Source organism: Paenibacillus sp. V4I3 (genome assembly GCF_030817215.1).
Taxonomy (GTDB): Bacteria; Bacillota; Bacilli; order Paenibacillales; family NBRC-103111; genus Paenibacillus_E.
The window spans coordinates 4,909,397-4,930,372 of record NZ_JAUSZA010000001.1; the positions used below are offsets into that span (position 1 = coordinate 4,909,397).

Below are 20,976 nucleotides of genomic sequence, written 5' to 3' on the forward strand. Positions count from 1 at the left end.
TTGCCTTATTAGTGTAAACAAAAATAACAAACAACTGGAGAAATAAAAGGCTTTTCTTCTCTAGTTGCTTTTCAATTTACTGCTGCTATTAGAGCTTGAACAATCAGAAAAGAAAGGGAGGAAGAAACCTTGAGCAATTGTCCTGTTTGCCTAGTAGGTATTGTTGAGCCAATTGGTTACGTCGAATTAAAGGAGGGACCACTGGAATTCAAACTTGGCCAATTTCCACCGACAAAAAAAGAAACAATACCCATCGCGATGTGTAGTCGGGAATCATGTCAGCATGTAAGTATGGGCAACTTCCGGAATCCCTTACTCCGGCCAAGAGCAGAAAAATCGAATGCTGCAAATCTTGAAGATCTATAATTTCAATTACTCTTCAGATTTAGCGACTTTTTAAGTTACCTTGCTGCCCGTTGAACTGTCATTCTCAAATATTCATAAAATAGATACTTGGTTTATGTCACACACTGAAGTCGCCAATTGTCTTATTAGTGTCAAAAAGATCAATACACAGGAGGTACTATTATGACACAACGTATAATTTTATGCAGCAATCACCAGAACTATTCAAAAATTGGTGCTGGAAATCGGTCCGAACGAGGGCATTACGCTAGCTAATCAGCAAAGATGCTCAGCTTGAAGATAAGTTAGAACCGCTCGGAAATCCTACTTTTTTTGCCCATTGGGATGAAATAGAATTGTCTTGGCAATTGGTTCAACCGATTCAGGATGCATTGAAAGAAAATCTATCCCGCAGGTTCTTTCGGTCCCGTTGCGTCCGATCGTCTTTTGGCGGAAGGAGGATACCAATGGTGGCTCGATTCCAATCCTACCGAACCCATGCACGCTACGTACCCTAAAATGTTATCTGGAAGAAGGCAGCTTTCATTATCAATGGATGTCTGACACAACTGTTAAATGAATACTCGATCATTCGCGAAATTGGATCTAACCTGGTCATAGTTTGGGCAGCATGGATTTCAAGTAGCACTAGTCTCACGAACTCAGGAAAAGCTAGATCTTTATAGAGAGCAATTAAACAAAATGGGAATTGAAGCAAAAGGTTTTGCAGCAGATGTAACCAATAAAATGCAGCTCATACAGGCCTTTCAGCGCATTAATAATACCTATGGTAACATTGATGTTTTGGAATATAGTCCGCATAGTGGAAATATGGTCACGTCGGTACTGGATACCACAGATGAAAGTGTATTACACGCTTACAACAACCTTGTTATTGGTGCCATTAATAGTGCGAGGCAGGTCATTCCTGGAATGATAGAGAGAGGGAGAGGGGCTTTGTTATTTACAACAGACCTGTCGTCGATGCATCCGAGTCCTATTTTTGGAAATGTTGGGATCGCGATGGCGGGTCTACGAAATTACGTCCTCAATCTAAATGACAAATTGTCGCCGAAAGGGATATACGTAGGCCATCTTTCCATTAGTTCTTTGATAAGAAGAGGAACCAGTTTCGATCCGGATATTGTAGCTGATACATGGTTTCAACTGTATGATAAGAAAACCGTAATTGAAGAGACATACCCACAAGGCATTATGAAAAACTTTAATTAACGCAAAAGCTCAAATGAATACAAATGCGGTCTATTCCCTTCGTACCCATTGTAATGATCGATTTATTACACGGCATCATACGAAACGGGAAGTAAATCATCTTAGAGAGGTGCAAAAATGATAGGAAATTCATATTACTGGCGCAAACTGCACTCGCTACTCGGGGTAATTCCTCTCGGAGGCTTTATTCTTGTGCACGTATCGATCAACTTTCAAGCGTTTGAACGCGGACCAGAAGGGTTCGCTAACTACGTGCATTTCATCAACAGTCTGCCGCTTAAGCCGTTGCTTGAGATTTTTGGGATATACCTACCGATTTTGTTTCACGGCATTTATGGACTGTACATGGCCTATCAGTCCGATCTGAACTCTGGACAATACACGTACGGCCGTAACTGAGCGTTCACTCTGCAACGCATTACTGGGGTTCTTACGTTTATCTTCGTTTTCTGGCATTTTTTTAATACTCGTCTTCAAGTTTACTTGGGTAATATTACGCATGAGGATCTTGGCTCGACGATGCATCAAATTGCCATAAATCCAGTGCTCTTTATCATTTACGTCATCGGCGTATTGTCGGCAGCATTCCATTTCAGCAATGGCCTCTGGGCATTCCTGATCAGCTGGGGCATTACGATTTCATCACGCTCACAAAAAATTTCTTCTAATATTTGTATGGGTCTATTTGTTCTTATTTCCTTGCTGTTCTTTATTTCGCTCGTTGCTTTTACTGGCGATGAATTCGCAATCGGGTTGGATCACAGGACAAATTATCGGAGTTGACGCCGGACTCGGTATAGCTTGACTTATGGAAAGCGAATATTGAAATATACAATAGCTTAATATTTAATGGAAAAGGCAGCCAGTTGAATTGGTTGCCTTTTCAACGTTAAAAGGAGTTTATGTTGAATGGATTGATTCAGAATTAATCAGATTTTTGTCACACATTGACATCGCTAATTGTCTTATAAGTGACAAAAACAAAAAATGGAGGAAAACAACAATGGAGTAACATAATGATTTCCAATCTGCAATTCCGAAAGTATTTATTTTACCTAGATAAGTTTATTTAATAAAATGAATCATTTCGATCTGTTTATTAATAATAAGTAGATATGGGCGAGATTTTTCGAATTCAAAGAAAGGCGGATATTATGCAAAGTTATACAATTGATTCATCATCTAATACCATTGAAGATTTGTATAAAACCTACAAGCCTCATTTATTTTCAATTGCTTACCGTATGCTTGGTTCTAGATCAGATGCAGAGGATATGGTTCAAGATTTGTTTATAAGCATACATGGATATCTAAATGACAATATTAATAATATCAAATCGTACTTAAGCAAAATGATGATTAATCGATGTTTAAACGAATTAAAATCTGCACGAAAAAAAAGAATAAGCTACGTAGGTAATTGGCTTCCAGAACCAACAGTGCAATTCCAAGATCATAGTCCGTTAGATAGCGTTGAGCGTCATGATACGATTTCTTATGCGTTTCTTATTCTTATGGAAAAACTTACGCCATTGGAACGAGCTGTGTTTATCTTAAGAGAAGTTTTTGCATATGAACATAGTGAAATTGGCGAAATGGTCAACAAATCAGAAGTCAATTGCCGTAAGATCTTTAGTCGTGTCAAGAAAAAAGTAGATTTATCCTCCCAAAAAGATGAAAAACTATCATTGCATCTTCTAGAGGAAAAGGAATTAGTGAATCGCTTCATTTCTGCCATTTCGAATGGTAACATTCAACCACTGGTGGACATGTTAACAGAGGATGTCATATTTATTGCCGACGGTGGAGGAAAAGTTTCCGCCGCAATCAATCCTATATATAGCAGGGAACGCGTGCTCAAGATATTGAAGGCTCTTTCGTCAAGTAAATTTCCCGAATCAAAGGCACAGCTGGTCGAGGTCAATGATCAACCAGGGATATTGTTAACAAAAGAGGGCACTCCAACCGGGGTCATTTGTTTTGAATGGGATGTCCAAACGATAACCATTCAACGAATTTACTTTATTGTGAATCCAGATAAATTACAGCTCTTAAACTGAATTAGATTTACCTCGATAAACCGCGCGGCTTCTTGCAATTTCTTCGAAGGGAAATAATCTTCCAATTCTTGAATCCATGGTTAATAGTGTTATAACATGCCGCTTGATTGCGGCTTTTTTGTTTTTCAGAAACAAATACTTGTCTTATATCAAGACAAGTACTTTTATCTTTATCCACGTTGAAGATGATTTCTATTTCTTCAGCTCATGCTACTATTTATGCTACCCTGCAGAGTGTTGAATTATGATTCTCCAATATCCAAAAAGTAGATGCTTGGTATATGTCACAGATCTATATCGCCGATTGCCTTATTAGTATCCAACAGAGAAACTGAATGAGTTTAGTGAACTGTACCAAGAAGTGAAACGTTGGATGTAGCCAGTGCATCTTGTCGCTAACATTTTGAACCAGATGTCGATCAAACGAGCTCGTCAGTACGTCTCCATATGCAATACTTGATGTAGGGGTTGGAGCACACATACACTGAGGAGCATGATCGTCCTCTGATTTTAAATTTCAAAAGTTATACCAAGGGGTTCTGGAAGGGACTCTTTACTTGTTATGACCATCCTCATGTTCCACGCACTAACAACGACCACGAACGTTTTTTTCGTCAGACCAAGACACGCCATCGACGAATGACAGAACCGCGCAGCTGGAACGTAGTTTTTTTTACACTAATAAGACAATTGGCGACTTCAATGTGTGACAGAAATCATATTTGTATTTTCCCTCATTTATTTTTCTTGAAGTTGAACCACTTTAACGAAGCAAAGTACCTGAGAGTTCTGATGAAGTTGAAGATGTCACATATTGACATCTCCAATTGTCTAATTCGTGTCTGAACAAAGCATGAGGAAATAACAATGAATTAATTTTCAAACTGAATCGAATACAGAACAGAAAGGGATGAAGTCAGCATGAACAGTAGGAATTGCCCGGTTTGCCTGGTAGGTGTTGTTGAGCCTGTTGGTGTGTAATACCGAACCATGTCAGTATATAGGTACGGGAGCAGCACCAGAATCCATTACTCAAGCCAAGAGATTACTAAAGGATCTGATTCTAACTCTGGGCCAAAGAACCCGGTAAAAGCAATAACACGATTTACATCAAGGAAAGGCCAAATAAGTCGAAGCGCATATGGGCGGGAAGGGGTCTTAACTTTATCTTTATCGTTTACTTCCTGCTCGATGCAAGTTTTCAAATACGGCTATTTATAGAAATCATACAAGTATGGCTACTTCCTGATCTTGAAACATGGCCGTTGGCATTGGTTTTGCTCCTGCTTGTTTATTACATCGTTGCAGGAGGTTTTCGAGTTATCGTGGGCATTTGTATGTTTAGCTTAACACGAAATATTACATTAATTACCTTGTTTTTTACAGCGAATTATTTTCATTTTACAATTTATCGCCCATTATTGATCATTCGCTGAACGATATCATCAAAGCAGGTAAGGAGTTTACATTTCCCTATTTAGGCGTGGAGACACTCTTTTTCTGTTACACTTTCTTTGAAACACCAAAAAAAACACAAAAATGGGCACATTTGGCGAATTTTGTTACAACAGTATATTATCTTATGGTTGTTTTCATTTCATTGTTATTGTTCAAATCCGAACAATTATCAAATCAAATATGGCCGCAATCGAGTCAGCAAAGATACGAAAAGTCCAAATGTGACGATAAACCTTATCTTAAACGGTGAAGGGGACGGCACTTTCCAATACAAGAGCTGCAATGGATCTCATTCAATTGTTTAAAAAGGAAGGGATCGACCCGCTCGGATTAGGGGATTTTGTTAGGAGCAAAACGCGAAATTGGAACGAAGAGGAATGGAAAAAAGAATATCGAACGTTGAACGTTAGATTGAACGTTAAGGTGAATCTTACGGAAATGGGAATCAGGAAATAAAGGCCTATTGCACACAGGCGCTATGGCAATATTCACGGTCAAACTAAAGCGAACCTTGGGGCGGGCTTTTTTTTAGTTATGGTACGGAAGCACTCTACGTTATTTGCGAATATTTTTGCGCTTAATCCAGGGATGAGAGGTCTTAGAATTTACATATGGTTGGCTGATAACTTATGCCTCTCCCTTCAGTCCGAAGGTCTGTAAGGGACCGAAGGTGGTCATGCGGGTTATCAGCAAGGCCATCTCTCGAGGAGAAAGCTGTATACCGCTTTCCAACCAGTGCTGAATGACACCCAAATTTGCGGATGCCAAATAAGCAATAATGAACTCGCGCGGCACCGGTATATGCTCGGACTGATGCAAGGACAGCTTATTAAAAATATGCTTTTGCATAATCTGTTTCACTTGGACTGGATAAGCCGGATCACCTTTAGGTCCCAAGAGAACTTTGAAAAATACAGCATGCAATGTAAAAAAATCGAACAATTCCAGGAAAACCGGATGAGGCTCGTTACGTGCGGCATACTTCATTATTTGAATAGGGTCGATGTTCTTGACTATTTTTAGAATGTATTTGAGCATATCCTCTTTGCTCTGTTCCAGTAGATCGTATTTATCGCGGTAGTGCAAATAAAATGTACCCCGATTCAAGCCGGCCTTCTGCATCAAATCCCGGATCGTAGTGCCTTCGAAGCCTTTTTCGTCTATTAAGTCGATTAAGACATTTCTAAGCAACAGCTTCGTTCGAATGATTCTAGGATCCGTCTTGTCCTGCATGTTCTTCCGCCTCTCGGGTAACTATTTAGTGAACTAATGAACATCCTTTAAGCAGCGTGTCGGGTAAGCGACTTTTGCGGTATCTTGATCATTGAATTTAACCTCCATCTCATTATAATAAGCTGTGTGACCATTAATCAACATTAAGTAAATAGGAGGTGATCGGTTATGAGATCGGAAACGCCCCTTATGCAATATGTAAAAGAATTTATGGGACAGCGTCTTATTTTGTTTCTATTCTCTGTTTATTTCTTTAGCTGTTGCGGGGTCATTGCGACTTTCGGCAGTATCCGTACGGCGGTAGCAATGTGCGTAGGCCCCGTTTTTGTTATCTTTATCGAATATATGGTTCACCGATACATTCTTCATGAATTTCCGCGGATTGCTCCCTTTGCATATAAGGGGCATGTTGCCCATCATCAATCTCCCAATGACGTGAAATATTTGTTCGGACCAGTCTCTTTCGATATGTGTGCGTATTTGGTCATTTTTGGGGCGGCGTTTATTGTGACGGGGTATGATTGGCATCTGTCTTTTGCCGTCGTGTTCGGTGCATCTGGCTTTCAAATCTATTATCAATGGAAGCACTATATCTCCCATCGCCCAATCAAACCTTTGACGCCTTGGGGCAAATGGATGAAGAAAAGACATCTGCTGCATCATCATTTGGATGAAAAAGCGTTGTACAGCGTAACCAACCCTGTGTTGGATATCGTCATGAGAACAAACCGGCCCAAAGCGTTCAAATCGCGGCTATCAACTTCCCATAACGATAAAGGGATACCCTTATCGTAAAACGGATGCTTGAGTCCGGGAATATCTGAATTCCATCAGCATAAGGCCTGCTTCTCATTAGGCTAATCTCTTTAATAGAGTCGACAACGACATTCACATCTTTGTCGCCAAGCAGTTTTTGAAGCGAAAGCGAAACGGCTTGCTCTTTTATGGTGCCGCCAGCCAAACGATGCAATTTCTGTAATAATTTGATGTGTTAAAACGGTTGATGATCGTAATGGTGGCTCCTTCAGCCGTCAAATGTTTACGTGCTGTCTATGCGGTTAGAAGACCGCCGTAACCGCCGCCAAGAATAAGTATTTGCTTCAGCCATTGATATCATCCCTTGTCCGTATTGATTTTTGTGTTCAGCGAGTACGTTCAAAAATGCTTGAGTGCGAAACGAAGTGTTTTCTGCACTTCAGGATCCTTCATTCAACAATACCTTCGGCAAAATCGTTGATTAGTACTTTGTCTGTGGCCACACTTTGCGCGAGTTCGTAAGCTTTGGTTAATATGCTCATCATTTCCACCATTTTAGGCAGGTTGTCTACTAAAACAATCAGAGATTTTTGGTGTCACTATGTCAATTCCAACAACGATCGAAGTCTTAAGATTGAATATTGAAGAACAGGTTGAGCTGTTGCGACTTCATCTAGGACAAGTTGTTAAGGAGAATCAATTTAACCTACAACATCCACGCGTTATCGAGATGAGTAAACAGCTTAATTAATCAGTATTATTTAAAAATCGAAAACAGTACTAGTCTTAATGTTGGTCACAATCTTGTTCGCTGAACTGAATGCATGTACAGTACAGTTGCCATGAAGTCACATACCTACCTTTTTGTTATTTTTGGAATGAACTCCCGAAGAGAAAAATTAATTAACTTTCTTTTCGAAAGCACTCGCTTGATTATACAAAACTAAATTGATGGAGATGTTGAACATGAATGAAATGACAGGAAAATGGCTTGGCTGGATCGGCATCGTGTTAGCTATTATCGGGTTTTTCTATGCACCCATATGGATGGGCAGCATTGCCGTTATCCTCGGACTCATTTGCTTGGCTACCCCTAAAAAGGGACTTGCGTGGTGGTCGATTGGTCTTGGAGTGATGGCGTTAATCATTCCTTACTTTAGATAAGCAAACCCGGTACGGAGAGGACCGTTTTGAAAGGTAGGTATGTGACATCATGGTAACCCTTGCGAAGCAAGGGTTCTTTGATTTTCGACCCGAAAATACTTTTGACAAAATCCTACCATTATACTAGGAAGAATAAAAAAATCGATTTTGCACAATAGGAGAGAACACGAAAATGAAAAAACCATTACTGCTCGTTCTAATGATCATCGTGCTCGAGGGTTCTCGCGCCATGCGGTTCGAATAAGGACCCCAGTGAGCCTGGCGGTACGGCCAGCCCGTCCCCGGCCGAATCCGCCGCGCCTAAAAAAAATTTTAGGAATACAATTTCTTTTCTTATGTCAGGAGAAGTGATAATTCTTTGTCGATTGAGGCAGAATAACAACCGGTTGAACTATCATTCTCAAATAGCCATAAAATTAAAACTTGTTTTATGTCACACATTGAGGTCGCTAATTGTCTTATTAATGTCCAAAAAAAAAACAAAATAAAGGAGTTTAACTAAAATGGCAAAGGTATTGTATATTACAGCTCATCCGCATGATCACCAGAATTCTTATAGTTTATCTATTGGAAAAGAATTTATAGATGCATATCGGGAAGCTAACCCCAACGATGAAGTACTGCATCTTGATCTCTATCGAATGAACATCCCACAAATTGATGCAGATGTATTTAGCGGATGGGGAAAATTAAGTTCTGGCACTGATTTTAATCAGTTGAACACAGAAGAAAAAGAAAAAGTAAGTCGTCTGGGTGAACTGGTAGACCAATTTGTAGAGGCTGATAAATATGTATTTGTCAATCCAATGTGGAATTTTTCTTTCCCACCAGTTATGAAAGCATACATTGATTCTATATGTGTTGCAGGAAAAACCTTCAAATATGTTCCGGATAAAGGTCCTGTTGGGTTACTTGGCGATAAAAAGGCTGTGCATATTCAAGCAGCTGGTAACTTTTATGCTCAAGGGGGTCCATTTGCAGACTTTGAAATTGGTCATCGTCACTTAACTATGATTATGAAATTTTTAGGTGTTCCTTCATTTGAAGGCATCTTTATAGAAGGTGTCGCAGCAACGCCCGATCAAGCACCGGCAATTAAAGAGAAATCAATTCAACAAGCTCGTGAATTAGCTCGAAAGTTTTAATAGCAAGGACCTCCAGAATTAATAAGGCAACCAGTATTTCCATGTTCGACGGATGGAGAGTACAGGACGCCTGTTTATTCCAATACGGTTACGATCTGGGGAATTGGAAGTATTTCAATAAAGAAGAATTTGCTTTTTAAGATGCAAGTTATATAGGTAGGGCTGGGGGCACCTGTAACAAGGGCTTCTCGGCCCTTTCTTATGTTCATAAATACCTTAAGAATCAATCCGGATACAACGTCGATCTATTCCTTGCGGTAATCTGCTGAAAAAAATCGGCTTCAGAATATTATCCTCTACGCTTTGCAATCGAGTCATCAACATCCTAGCAATCTTTGAATCTCCGAGATAGGCATTATTCACTTCAATACTCCTACTGATTAAACTCAAGGTCGATCACCCCCATGTCTGATTATGTAGACTTTGGAATTTTAGTTGAACTATGTCACATATTTAGATCGCTAATTGCCTTATTAGTGTAAACAAAAATAACAAACAACTGGAGAAATAAAAGGCTTTTCTTCTCTAGTTGCTTTTCAATTTACTGCTGCTATTAGAGCTTGAACAATCAGAAAAGAAAGGGAGGAAGAAACCTTGAGCAATTGTCCTGTTTGCCTAGTAGGTATTGTTGAGCCAATTGGTTACGTCGAATTAAAGGAGGGACCACTGGAATTCAAACTTGGCCAATTTCCACCGACAAAAAAAGAAATAATCACCATCACAATGTGTAGTCAGGGATCATGTCAGCATGTAAGTATGGGGGCAGCTCCGGAATCCCTTACTCCGGCCAAGAGATTATTGAGGGATCTCATTCTATCGCTTGAAAAAAGAACACGGTAAAAGCAATAACAAGATTTCGTGCTCTCACTCCAAACGCAGTATATACGGAACTAGCAGCTTTATTAAAAGCGCTAGAATTTGGATAACTAATCCACAGTAGCTTAAAGAGAAACAAGAAGCCCCTCAAGTCCTGTTCAGATAGGAAATTAGGGTAACAGTATTAATTACGCACCTTTCTTTGTTTGCATGGTTGCTCGACACTTCCATGATACCAAACAAGAAGGGTGCTTTTTTGTCTATGCAAATCGGTTGGCTATCAGATCCACAGTCTTGATCTCTTAACGAGGGTGGTCGTTATATTCCATTCCATTCCCTTCCATTAAAGTATAAATAGTGTACCATAAGGAACAATATATGTGTTTCGCAATTATTGGTTCGGATGGATGATGGCAATGGATAAGGCAATCGGTAAAATCAGTATTTTACAAGTCTGCATGATTTTTATACTAATGAATGGACTTATGAGTCATGTAATCATTAACCCGTTGCTCCTTGATGCAGCTGGAAGAGATGCCTGGATCTCTGTTTTATTAACGGGGATATTATATCTTCCCTGGTGTGCTCTCCTTGTTTTGTTTATGAAGAGATCAGGCCAGCAGAAGCTGCAGCCTTGGTTAGCTAGCAAGACCAACAACATAGTATCGTGGATGATAGTAATTCCGATCTGTTTGCATTTTTTCCTGATCGGATTGTCGACTGTCTTGTATACCGCAATCTGAACAAATATTGATTACTTGCCAGGTACACCCAAATTTGCATTGCTCATTGTTTTATGCTTAGCATTTCACTTTTACGCTACATCAGGCATACGGATGATAGCTAGCAGTGCGGGTATACTGCTTCCCGTTGTGATTGCCCTTGGGTATTTTGTGGCTTTCTCGAATGCCCCGCAGAAAGATTATACGCTTTTAAAGCCGATTCTGGAGCATGGATGGCAGCCCGTCATACATGGCATGCTTTATGCCGGAGGCGGGTTTATTGAACTGCTGATGATCATAGCCATCCAACATCGTCTGAAGTCCGGTGTTCGGGTGTGGAAAATCGCCATTTTGGCAGTGCTTATGGTGTATATCTCGATTGGCCCCATAATTGGAGCTGTGACCGAATTCGGTCCTGTTGAAGCTGCTAAACAGTCTGAGCCTCCGTATGAACAATGGCGCTTGGTCAAATTAGGCAGCAATATCGAACATGTCGATATCCGTCTTCCAGTGGATGTCTGGCGCGATTATTAGAGTCGGCTTCGCGCAATTTTTACTGGGGGAAATGATGCCTTTTACAACTTCGAGACAACGCAATTGGTTTAACCTTTTGGTTACGATCAGCTATATAACACTATCAATGATTCCCCTTGAGAAATATACGATTTATTTATGGATGTATCGATTTTATTTTCCAATTTCCTTAGTTGTGGCTTTGTTCGTATCGATAGTTTGTATATCGATCTCGTTATTTTCCAAGAAGTTCAAGGAGGAAACTGCATGACTGGGACTGAACTTGAACCAGTAGAAGGTTGGAACAAGCAGAAAATCAAGGCACAATTTCTTCACTCTGCGGACGTTGAAATAAAGCAATATCGATTTGAAGAGGGCAGCACTGCCGAAGTTATTCTCATCTATAGCGGAGGATTATGTGATTCCTCACAGATTGCAAAAGTCATTCTTCCAGAGCTGGAAAGCTTGTACCGGCAACAAAGGTTATGTGATTTGCAATTGGATCATATGTCCATTCCATTGCCGTTAACAGCGATAAAAGCCACTGCCTCAAAGGAGCAAATATCTGAATGGATCTTTCAAGGCGATCTCCTTCTGTTGTTCTCACAGACAAACCTTTTATTTGTAATGTGTATAGCCAGTCGTCCAGAACGTACACCCGAGGAATCAAGCACGGAGATTTCCATCAATGGACCAAGAGATGGATTTGTGGAAGATATCGGTGTCAATGTGGCCTTAGTTCGAAAACGTATTCGCAGCCATTCCCTCTGTTATGAAACTTTTACGTTGGGAAGGAGAACAAGAACAAAGGTAGGCTTGTTATATTTTTTACGGATATTATTTCTTCCGACGTGTTGAACGAAGTTCGAAAAAGATTGAGTAAGATTGATGTCGACGGACTTCAAAGCATCAATCAACTAGAGAAGAAGATTGCCGATAAGCCGTACACCCTTATGCCTTTATTTGATTATACCGGCCGACCGGACAAGGCAGTTACCAGTTTGCTGAACGGAAGATTTGTCATTATCGTGGACGGTAATCCAATGGTTCTAATTGGGCCGGGGACATTTTTACTTTTACTAAAATCACCTGAAGATATCTATTTCAGTTTCCAGTATATTTCGTTTGCACGTTTGATTCGTGCAATCAGTTTTCTCTTATCAGTCTTAATGCCGGGAGCTTGGGTAGCACTCACTTCGTTTCACCCGGATCAGATTTTCCCTTTCGTTTGATGGCAACCATTGCCACGGCACGACTTGGTCTGCCATTCTCTGGACAAATTGAAATGTTGATATTACTGATGTTGTTGGAGATTTTTAGAGAAGCAGGCCTTCGCCTCCCAAGTACCATTGGCCAAACATTGACCGTTGTAGGCGGGTTAATTATTGGGGATGCAGCCATTCGAGCTGGATTCGTTTCCCCAAGTGTCATCGTTGTTGGGGCCATTGTAGCAGTGACGGGCTCAACTTTAGTCAGTCAAAATTTAAGCGGAGCCGTTAGCGTCCTCCGATTTGCGTTTTTTTTCATTTCTGCTGTTTTTGGGATGTTTGGGTTAATCGTTAGTATTGTGCTGTTTATTGGATATATGTGCAAACTGAGTTCCTTCGGAGTTCCTTACATGTCGCCTCTGTCACCCCCGGTGTTTAAAGAGATGGCAAGAGCTATTTTACGACTTCCATGGAGCCAATATAAAAAAAGACCTGATGACCTAAACACCTTAGATTCTGATAAGCAAGGGGAAGATCCGCATGAAAGTAATCATTAAATCGTATATCGTTCTGACTGTACTTTTAGTGATACCAGGATGTTGGGATTCCAAAACAATTCAAAATATGGCTTATGTTACGGCTCTTGGGCTTGATTATAAGGATGGACATTATATTGCGTATATACAGTTTCTTAATTTTTCGAATGTGGCAAAGAGCGAGAAAATAGAAATTGGTAAAAATGTGCCCGTATGGATTGGCAAGGGAGAGGGGATGACGGTTATTGAAGCTTTAAACTCGATTTATGCGACTTCGCAATTAAGAGTATATTGGGGGCATATCAAAGCAATTGTCTTAAAGGAAGGCATATTGAAAAACAAATTTGCGCTTAGGCAAGCCTATGATGCGATAGATCGCTACTATGAAGTCCGATATAATATTTTACTGTTTACTACAAAAGAAAGCTTTTCCGAAATCTTATCACAAAAATCACTACTTAATCTTTCACCGCTGGATACGATCATGGATACACCTGAGGAAACCTATGCGCAAAGATCCTTTATTCAGCCTCAGTATGGTTACAAACAGGTTGCCGAACTTAACGAAAAGGGCAGAACGGTAATACTTCCAACGCTCTCCATCACGAAAGAAGAATGGCAGGAAGATCAAAAAGAGAAGGCCATGTTTAGAATAAACGGTGCATACGCAATGCACGAACATCAATTGATGGGATGGTTTTCAGAAGACGATCTCAAAGGAGTGAGATGGTTTAATAAGAAATCGAAACGCGTTCTTGTTAAAATACCCGATAACAAAAAACCGAAAGGAACGCTAGTATTAACTAAACCTCATCATAGGATACAGCCGCTAATTGATCAAGATGAAGCACGCTTTAACATATACATAAAGGCTCGTGCAGTAGTTGAAGAAATGACCGAAAATGTTTCTGTGAAGACAATGGAAGAACAAGCTGCACAAGTAGTTCGAGATGAAATCCTAACGACGTATCGAAAGGGCCTTTCCACGCAGTCGGACCTGTTGAATTTGTTTGGAGAAATTTATAGAAATAATCCCCAAGAATGGCATCGCTTAAACGACGGAGGCCATTTGGTTTTAAAAGAGGACACCTTAAATAAGATTGATATCAAAGTGAAAATTATGCAAACCGGAAAATATAAAGGCAGGGTGCTTCCTGATTAGTGGCCGCATACATTGCGGCTTTTTTTATGAGTAAAACTTAACTTTGGATAGCAGATATGAGTAAGGGGAAAATAAAAAGAAATGTTTTATGTCACACATTGAAGTCGCCAATTGTCATATTAGTGTCAAAAAAAATAGGAGGTACACAAACTATGACACAACGTATGAATTATATGCAGCAATCACCAGAGCTTTTCAAAAAGATGATGGAATTCAGTAACGCTGAGAAGGAAAGTGCAATTGAAGAGAAGATCCTCGATCTCGTTCACATCAGAGCCTCGCAAATCAATGGGTGTGGGTTCTGTCTGGACATGCACGTTAAACAAGCAAAGATCCATGGTGAGAGCGAGCTTCGCCTCTACCACCTTTCGATTTGGAGGGAATCGACGCTATTTGGTCCGCGTGAACGCGCTGCGCTGGCATGGACCGAGATCCTGACCAAGCTTCCTGAGCAAGGTGTACCCGACGACGTGTACAATCGTGTTCGCGAACAGTTGTCTGAAAAAGAAATCTCGGATCTGACTTTCTCGATTATGGCAATTAATGCATGGAATCGTATCAACGTAGCCTTCAAAATTGTTCCGGGTTCGGCTGACGCAGCATTTGGATTGACGAAAGCAGGTTTGAGCTAATCGTTGTATTGGCATAGTTAACACTTAAGCGCTTATTGAGGTAAAAAAAAGAAATAGTTTTTATGTCACACATTGAAATCGCCATTTGTCTTATTAGTGTCAAAAAAATAGGAGGTACAACAGTTATGACACAACATGTAAATTATATGCAGCAATCACCAGAATTTTTCAAACAAATGATGGAATTTAGCAACGCCGAGAAGGGAAGCTCAATTGAAAAGGAGATCCTCGATCTCATTCACATCAGAGCATCACAAATGAATGGATGCGGATTCTGCCTGGACATGCATATGAAGGAAGCAAAGATTCATGGTGAGCGCGAGCTTCGCCTACACCACATCTCGATCTGGCGGGAATCGACCCTGTTTGCTCCGCGTGAACGCGCTGCACTGGCATGGACCGAGATCCTGACCAAGCTCCCTGAGCATGGTGTACCCGACGACGTGTATAATCGTGTTCGCGAACAGTTGTCTGAAAAAGAAATCTCGGACCTGACTTTCTCGATTATGGCGATTAATGCTTGGAACCGCATAAATATAGCATTTAAAACTGTCCCGGGTTCTGCTGATGCTGCATTTGGATTGACCAAAGCTGGCCTAAGTTAAAAAGCAGTAAAGCTTATTTTAGAAATAAAAAGAAAAACATTACATGCCCTTATTTATGGGCTACAAAACTAGGAGGAATTAAGATGAAAATTGTAGTTATTGGCGGCAGTGGGTTTATTGGAAAAAAACTTGTAAACAACCTTCGTCAGCTTGGCCATGAGGTAGTGGTAGCATCACCTTCCTTAGGTGTCAACACGATCACTGGTGAGGGGCTGGCAGAAGCGCTTAGCGGCGCACAGGTTGTCGTCGACGTGACAAACGCGCCTTCGTGGGAGGACCAGGCAGTTTTGGAGTTCTTTGAGACGTCTACTCGTAATCTCCTTGCTGCTGAAGCAACCGCTGGAGTAAGTCATCATGTTGCGTTGTCGGTCGTTGGTACCGAACGCCTTCTCCAAAGTGGTTATTTCCGTGCGAAAATGGCTCAAGAAGAGCTAATTCAGAATTCCAAGAATCCTTATACGATCGTCCGCGCGACGCAGTTCTTCGAATTCGTCGGCGGCATCGCCGATGTGGCTACAGAAGGGGAAACCGTTCGTTTGCCTTCCGCCCTTATGCAGCCTATCGTTTCGGATGATGTTGCAGCAGCGTTGGCCGATTTCACACTTGGGGCGCCAGTGAATGGCATTGTCGATGTGGCTGGTCCAGATCAGATTCGTATGGACGAATTCGTTAGACAATACTTTAGCACAACTCAAGACAAACGTCAGGTGGTCACAGACGACAATGCGCTCTACTACGGATCGGTAGAGGTGAATGATCAATCTCTCGTTCCAAATGGCGATAGACCCGTACGCATCACTACGACACGTTTCCAAGATTGGCTCAGCCGTTCTGCATCTCATGTGTAATACTGCAAGACAGAGTCAGGAATTAATGATTTTATTGATGAAGAACATGGAAGAGTGGATTTAACCGAGAAATAAAGGGGAGGTAAGGCGAAAACGGCGTTCTTTACCTTACCCCATCCCATAGACCGAAAAATCGAACAGGGAGGAAGTCAGCGAACGGTGACATTGTTGAAGAAAGAAATGACAGACATCACTGACAAATGGGCGGGGTCAGAATCCACATTCCTGTCGGGTGACAAGAACATTATCTCATTAATTACCGCGTAAATCGCGGTTTTTTTGTTTTATGGGATAAAGTTCTTGTCACGACCAATTGACAAGAACTTTATCCCATTCCCGATTTTGACAAATCATTATCTCATTCCCGACGGATGTATCGTGTAAGTAATTATCCATCATTAATCAAAAAATTTACAAGGATGTCCGGCGACATAAACATAGGTGCTTTGAGATCCCCATTAATTGGGGATTTTTTATTTGAAAGCGCCTATGTTTGTGTCGCGAAGCCACGACACAAACATAGGTGCATAATCGTTTTACGACACAAACATATGCGCATAATCGCAGGTTCATTTGTAGCAATTGTTAATGATTTATTTCTTTAGTCTGTTCGCTCCGTTAACGGGTAGAATAACGTAGCAATCAAATAAATTTATAAAACCTCCACCACCCTAATGTGGTAAAATTTAGGTTGATTGTACCGTTGGAATTGAGGTGATATCTTGTCGAAACACGTATACATTATTACTGGAGCATCAAGTGGACTTGGTGCCGAAATTTCTAGACAACTTTTATTAGAAGAAAACTACGTGTTTTGCTTATCTCGAACTGAAAATGACGACATTATCAGACAAGCCTCTGGATACAGATATAAGTTCTACTCCATTGATCTTACTCATTTAGAGAACTTAAATCTTATTTTGCAGGAGATTATTGCAACAGTTGATCCGAGTAAGATAGATTCTATAACACTCATCAATAATGCCGCTTCAGTATCCCCCATCAAAGATATACAGTATTGCACGCAAGAAGAAATCATGGCAAATATACAACTGAACTTAACGACACCTATTATGCTTACCTCCAGTTTTATAAGCTTAACATCCGAATGGGAAGTAAAAAGAAGGATTATAAACATCTCTTCTGGATCGGCTCAGTATCCAGCCCAAAGTATGAGTCTTTACTGTTCGGCTAAATCGGCACTGAATATGTTCTCCCGATGTGTTGGACTTGAGCAAGATGGTGAACCAAATGCTGTTGAAGTATTTGCAGTTGATCCAGGAATGATGGATACAGAATTGCAAAAAATAGCTCGTGATTCGGTTTTTCAACTATCGGAATTTTTTTCGAAACAGAAATTGGAAGGTAACCTTGCCGATCCCGCTCATGTAGCATGTAAGATATTAACCTTAATTAACTCCCCAGTAATAAAGAATGGCAATATTCATCATGTAACTCCCTGTTCCCATTAAAGTAACGGGCAGATTAATTTTAATAGAGGTTTTAGGAAAAGTTGGAAGAATACATTATTAAAATCTAAGTGGAGGGTAGGTTAAATGGTTGAATTGGACAAATTTGCCCCGAGAAAAATACATATTATAGGTTCCGTTGGGAGCGGTAAAACAACATTAGCTAGAAATCTATCAAATAAACTGAGTATTCCACATTTCGAATTGGATAATGTTGTTTGGAAGAGACATAAACCAAGAGACATTAAAAGAACTGATGAAGAAAGAGATCAACTGTTGTGTACAATTATTCATTCAAATACTTGGATTATAGAGGGTGCTCATTATAACGAATGGGTGTTCCAAAGTTTTAATAATGCTGATTTAATTATATTCTTGGATACTGATAATTCAAAACGAAAGTATCGAATCATCAGAAGATTTATCTTACAGCTGCTCAGAATAGAAAAATCAAACTATAAACCGACTTTTGAAATATTCAGGAACATGTTTATCTGGAATGATAATTTTGAAAGTCGAATTAAACCGAAGGTTATAAATAAATTGGGACAATATTCTTCTAAATACATAACAATAAAAGATACAATCGAAATAATAAGCTCATTAAACTACCCTGAAAGTAGCCAATCACGATGAGAATTTTCATTATTCCGTGGTGCCCAGTGTGGGGCATGGATGGCTAACGGGAAATAATAGTTGAACAAACCTAAATAGGCTGTCGCGTGTAGACTTTTGTGCTAACGGGCAGAAGAGCGTGATGATAGCTTGTGTTAAAGCTACCACTTTTTTGAGCTGTTGGGGAGTGATTCTCAAAACACTAGGATATGTTGCCGCGATTATTTCGCGGCTTTTTTTACGTGGGGCGGGAGAGAAAAGCGCATATGTTTGTTGTCGGTTGACAAGAACATTGTCCGAATGAAGTCCACGTAAACCGCGGGCTTTTTTAGTTATCGGATCAAGTTCTTGTCATTTGCCAATGACAAGAACTTGATCCGATTCCCGATTCGTGACAAGAACATTGTCCGATTGCCGACAAACAGTAGATTGACCTGTAACTTGCTAAACTAACTGGCAGGATAGTGGAATAACAGGAAGAATAAGTATTAGGATTCAAGGTAGATTAAGGGCGGTGGGAAAATGCGCAGAGAAGCTGGAATTTGGATTTCAGTAAATCCTAGTTTTCATGAAGAAATATTAAGTATTGTTAAGGATGAAGCATCACGAGTTAGAACTTCGGGTGATTTATTGCAAATTGATATATACAAAGATAACCCAAGTTATCAAATTTTAATTGAAACAATTGATAACCAAGTAATGAGATATACATATTCTGAGGGCAGGGAATACACAAAGGAAGAGATAACTCAAGCAACTTTTTTTTCTGTAGAACTTGTAAATCCTTGGGAACATAGCCCTACAAGTGCTGAAAAGTTCGGAACAAAGTATGAACCTAACAGTGGTTGTTTAGCTTGTGGTGTAGGCAAGATACAAGTTTCGGAATTAATAATTGACAAGAAGCAAATAGGGAAAAATCAACTAGTCACCATTAATCCTGAAATAATTGTAAGCGAAAATTTTAATGCAATTGTTTCAGAAAATGGACTTACAGGATGTAACTTTACTGAGGTAAAGGACTATAAAGGAAGGGGACTCCCTAATTGTTTCCAGTTACTCATTGAATCAACGTTACGTCCAATGAATAAAGAAGAAATCATCGTTGAAATATCCAAGCCTCATTATTGTGAAATATGTGGACAAAGTGGTAAAATTCTTAGGTCTGAGGTTGTCTACGACTCGGATATTCTGTGTAACGTTAATGATTTTAATCAGTCATATGAATACTTTGGCCTTGCTAATCACCGAGCGAGAAGACTAATTATTAGTGCGAAGGCACGAGATATTCTTAAGAAAAATAAAGTGCTTGCAGCATATGAACCAGTTAGGATAGTTTGATTTCATTGAGAATTAAAGTTATCTTTATGATCAATGAAGTTGAAAAGGTAAGGAAACAGGTTGCTGTGCAACAATTATTTAAAGTCTAGGAGATGAAGCTCCCTCGGTATGATTTGATATCCTCACGCAAGCTCGTCTATTCGCAGGATTTCATCCTTTAGGTTTTGTTGTTTCGTAGCATTCTAAGCTACCCGTGAAATAGTAAGGTTCACTAGGTAGATGCGAAAGAATATCGCATACTATCTGAACACCGTCCTCTAATGCTAGCAATTTTTCAAACTCAAGTATCCCAGGCTTTGTAACTAGATCATATTTGATGGGCTGGCTAGACATAAAATCATCCCCCACTGTACTAAATTTTTAAATCCTGCCGGCACAATTATGATTCCGAAAGGAGAAACGAATTGAGCAAACTAAGAATTAAAGATAACGGGTGTAGAGTGGTCAAAAGAGGATTCTCAGCAGTTGGAGCAAGGCAAGCGAAGTATTCAGAATACCCAACCGTAATACCGCTATCATTTGACTCTTTAATAAGTCGTGTAAAGGAAATTCAATATCGAACTGGTATTAAATTGGCTCTATACGAACCAAGTAATTATGCGCCCGACAACCTTGGTACCTACTATACAACCGCTCAAGTCACAGAGATTGCATTTATTCCACAAGGAATGGTAAGCCAGACCACTCCTGTTTGCACTTATGCTGTCTTTACGCATAAAGGTGAGATTTGGAAAATAAGTGATGCTTATGGTTCTCTTAACAGTTGGATTGATGAGAATGGCTACAAACATACTAAAGGTTTGATGGACGAAAGATTTAATCCGACTTCACCAGAAAGTGAGCTAGAGATTTATTTGCCAATAGAAGAGAAATAGTCGATGAAGAGGAGTGATCCAGCGAACCACCGTTTGTGGGTATTTATTATGTTCTTGCTATGAATCTCAATATCTTTATTTATTCCGCTCCCTCGGTGAACGATAGTTGAGTAATTGTTACATGATTGAAACTATTTTTTATCTTGAATTAATCATTCAGGAATATAATAAGAATCGCCTTCCCCTTTAAAATATAAACTTAGACCCACAGCCCGTTGCTGTGGGTCTCTATTTGGTGTGTCA

The 20,976-nt window shown here is 40.0% G+C and carries 18 protein-coding genes and 6 pseudogenes; 22 read left to right on the top strand and 2 right to left on the bottom strand.

All coding sequences use genetic code 11. From position 1 onward, the window contains the following. Positions 1-662: 662 nt before the first annotated feature. From QFZ77_RS22595 to QFZ77_RS37915, 6 genes and pseudogenes are all read left to right on the top strand, one after another. Positions 663-909: pseudogene (locus QFZ77_RS22595) on the top strand (hypothetical protein); the annotation flags it as partial. A 72-nt stretch (positions 910-981) separates the two neighbouring features. Further along, a pseudogene (locus QFZ77_RS22600) lies at positions 982-1,578 on the top strand (SDR family NAD(P)-dependent oxidoreductase); the annotation flags it as partial. 117 nt (positions 1,579-1,695) lie between these two features. Next, positions 1,696-2,361, top strand: a pseudogene (locus tag QFZ77_RS22605) (succinate dehydrogenase cytochrome b558 subunit). A 371-nt stretch (positions 2,362-2,732) separates the two neighbouring features. Then, positions 2,733-3,638, top strand: a complete 906-nt coding sequence (locus tag QFZ77_RS22610; RefSeq protein ID WP_307442828.1) for an RNA polymerase sigma-70 factor — start codon at positions 2,733-2,735, stop codon at positions 3,636-3,638. A gap of 1,139 nt (positions 3,639-4,777) precedes the next feature. After that, a pseudogene (locus tag QFZ77_RS37910) lies at positions 4,778-5,346 on the top strand (GerAB/ArcD/ProY family transporter). Between the two features lie 32 nt (positions 5,347-5,378). Beyond that, positions 5,379-5,552: a Ger(x)C family spore germination C-terminal domain-containing protein gene (locus QFZ77_RS37915; protein ID WP_373462638.1), complete on the top strand. Its 174-nt coding sequence runs from the start codon at positions 5,379-5,381 to the stop codon at positions 5,550-5,552. A 171-nt stretch (positions 5,553-5,723) separates the two neighbouring features. On the opposite strand, the gene QFZ77_RS22615 is transcribed toward QFZ77_RS37915, so the two are convergent. Continuing rightward, positions 5,724-6,329 (bottom strand): TetR/AcrR family transcriptional regulator, encoded by a 606-nt coding sequence (locus QFZ77_RS22615; RefSeq protein WP_307442830.1) that lies wholly within the window; start codon positions 6,327-6,329, stop codon positions 5,724-5,726. Between the two features lie 168 nt (positions 6,330-6,497). On the opposite strand from QFZ77_RS22615, the gene QFZ77_RS22620 reads away from it, so the two are divergent. Further along, the gene (locus QFZ77_RS22620; protein WP_307442833.1) at positions 6,498-7,124 is read left to right on the top strand and encodes a sterol desaturase family protein; all 627 of its coding nucleotides are present in this window, start codon (positions 6,498-6,500) and stop codon (positions 7,122-7,124) included. A 64-nt stretch (positions 7,125-7,188) separates the two neighbouring features. Here the strand turns inward: QFZ77_RS22620 and QFZ77_RS37920 are convergent. Next, a pseudogene (locus tag QFZ77_RS37920) lies at positions 7,189-7,433 on the bottom strand (NAD(P)/FAD-dependent oxidoreductase); the annotation flags it as partial. A 253-nt stretch (positions 7,434-7,686) separates the two neighbouring features. Here QFZ77_RS37920 and QFZ77_RS37925 point away from each other — a divergent pair. The 15 genes and pseudogenes from QFZ77_RS37925 (at position 7,687) to QFZ77_RS22685 (ending at position 20,733) form a co-directional block, all read left to right on the top strand. After that, positions 7,687-7,836, top strand: coding sequence for a Spo0E family sporulation regulatory protein-aspartic acid phosphatase (locus QFZ77_RS37925; protein WP_373462639.1), 150 nt, complete (start codon positions 7,687-7,689; stop codon positions 7,834-7,836). A 215-nt stretch (positions 7,837-8,051) separates the two neighbouring features. Beyond that, positions 8,052-8,249, top strand: coding sequence for a hypothetical protein (locus tag QFZ77_RS22625; protein ID WP_307442834.1), 198 nt, complete (start codon positions 8,052-8,054; stop codon positions 8,247-8,249). Between the two features lie 503 nt (positions 8,250-8,752). After that, a complete protein-coding gene (locus tag QFZ77_RS22630; RefSeq protein WP_307442836.1) occupies positions 8,753-9,394 on the top strand; it encodes an FMN-dependent NADH-azoreductase in 642 nt (213 codons plus the stop codon). Between the two features lie 1,196 nt (positions 9,395-10,590). After that, positions 10,591-10,953: a GerAB/ArcD/ProY family transporter gene (locus tag QFZ77_RS37930; protein ID WP_373462640.1), complete on the top strand. Its 363-nt coding sequence runs from the start codon at positions 10,591-10,593 to the stop codon at positions 10,951-10,953. Between the two features lie 39 nt (positions 10,954-10,992). Then, complete coding sequence (locus QFZ77_RS37935) at positions 10,993-11,466, top strand: GerAB/ArcD/ProY family transporter (protein ID WP_373462641.1); 474 nt, start codon at positions 10,993-10,995, stop codon at positions 11,464-11,466. A gap of 246 nt (positions 11,467-11,712) precedes the next feature. Beyond that, a pseudogene (locus tag QFZ77_RS22640) lies at positions 11,713-12,677 on the top strand (spore germination protein). Then, the gene (locus QFZ77_RS22645; RefSeq protein WP_307442838.1) at positions 12,677-13,210 is read left to right on the top strand and encodes a spore germination protein; all 534 of its coding nucleotides are present in this window, start codon (positions 12,677-12,679) and stop codon (positions 13,208-13,210) included. Before QFZ77_RS22640 ends, QFZ77_RS22645 begins: the two are co-directional and overlap by 1 nt. Next, entirely contained in the window at positions 13,194-14,351 is a 1,158-nt protein-coding gene (locus tag QFZ77_RS22650) for a Ger(x)C family spore germination protein (protein WP_307442840.1), read from the top strand. Before QFZ77_RS22645 ends, QFZ77_RS22650 begins: the two co-directional genes overlap by 17 nt. A gap of 152 nt (positions 14,352-14,503) precedes the next feature. Further along, complete coding sequence (locus QFZ77_RS22655; protein ID WP_307442842.1) at positions 14,504-14,983, top strand: carboxymuconolactone decarboxylase family protein; 480 nt, start codon at positions 14,504-14,506, stop codon at positions 14,981-14,983. Between the two features lie 125 nt (positions 14,984-15,108). Beyond that, positions 15,109-15,588, top strand: coding sequence for a carboxymuconolactone decarboxylase family protein (locus QFZ77_RS22660; protein WP_307442844.1), 480 nt, complete (start codon positions 15,109-15,111; stop codon positions 15,586-15,588). Positions 15,589-15,671: 83 nt separating this feature from the next. After that, the gene (locus QFZ77_RS22665) at positions 15,672-16,436 is read left to right on the top strand and encodes an SDR family oxidoreductase (protein ID WP_307442846.1); all 765 of its coding nucleotides are present in this window, start codon (positions 15,672-15,674) and stop codon (positions 16,434-16,436) included. Positions 16,437-17,158: 722 nt separating this feature from the next. Further along, on the top strand, positions 17,159-17,908 hold the full coding sequence (locus QFZ77_RS22670) for an SDR family NAD(P)-dependent oxidoreductase (protein WP_307442848.1): 750 nt from the start codon (positions 17,159-17,161) through the stop codon (positions 17,906-17,908). 84 nt (positions 17,909-17,992) lie between these two features. Then, positions 17,993-18,541, top strand: a complete 549-nt coding sequence (locus QFZ77_RS22675; RefSeq protein ID WP_307442849.1) for an AAA family ATPase — start codon at positions 17,993-17,995, stop codon at positions 18,539-18,541. 501 nt (positions 18,542-19,042) lie between these two features. Continuing rightward, complete coding sequence (locus QFZ77_RS22680) at positions 19,043-19,858, top strand: hypothetical protein (RefSeq protein WP_307442851.1); 816 nt, start codon at positions 19,043-19,045, stop codon at positions 19,856-19,858. Positions 19,859-20,262: 404 nt separating this feature from the next. Then, on the top strand, positions 20,263-20,733 hold the full coding sequence (locus QFZ77_RS22685; RefSeq protein ID WP_307442852.1) for a GyrI-like domain-containing protein: 471 nt from the start codon (positions 20,263-20,265) through the stop codon (positions 20,731-20,733). Positions 20,734-20,976 lie beyond the last annotated feature (243 nt).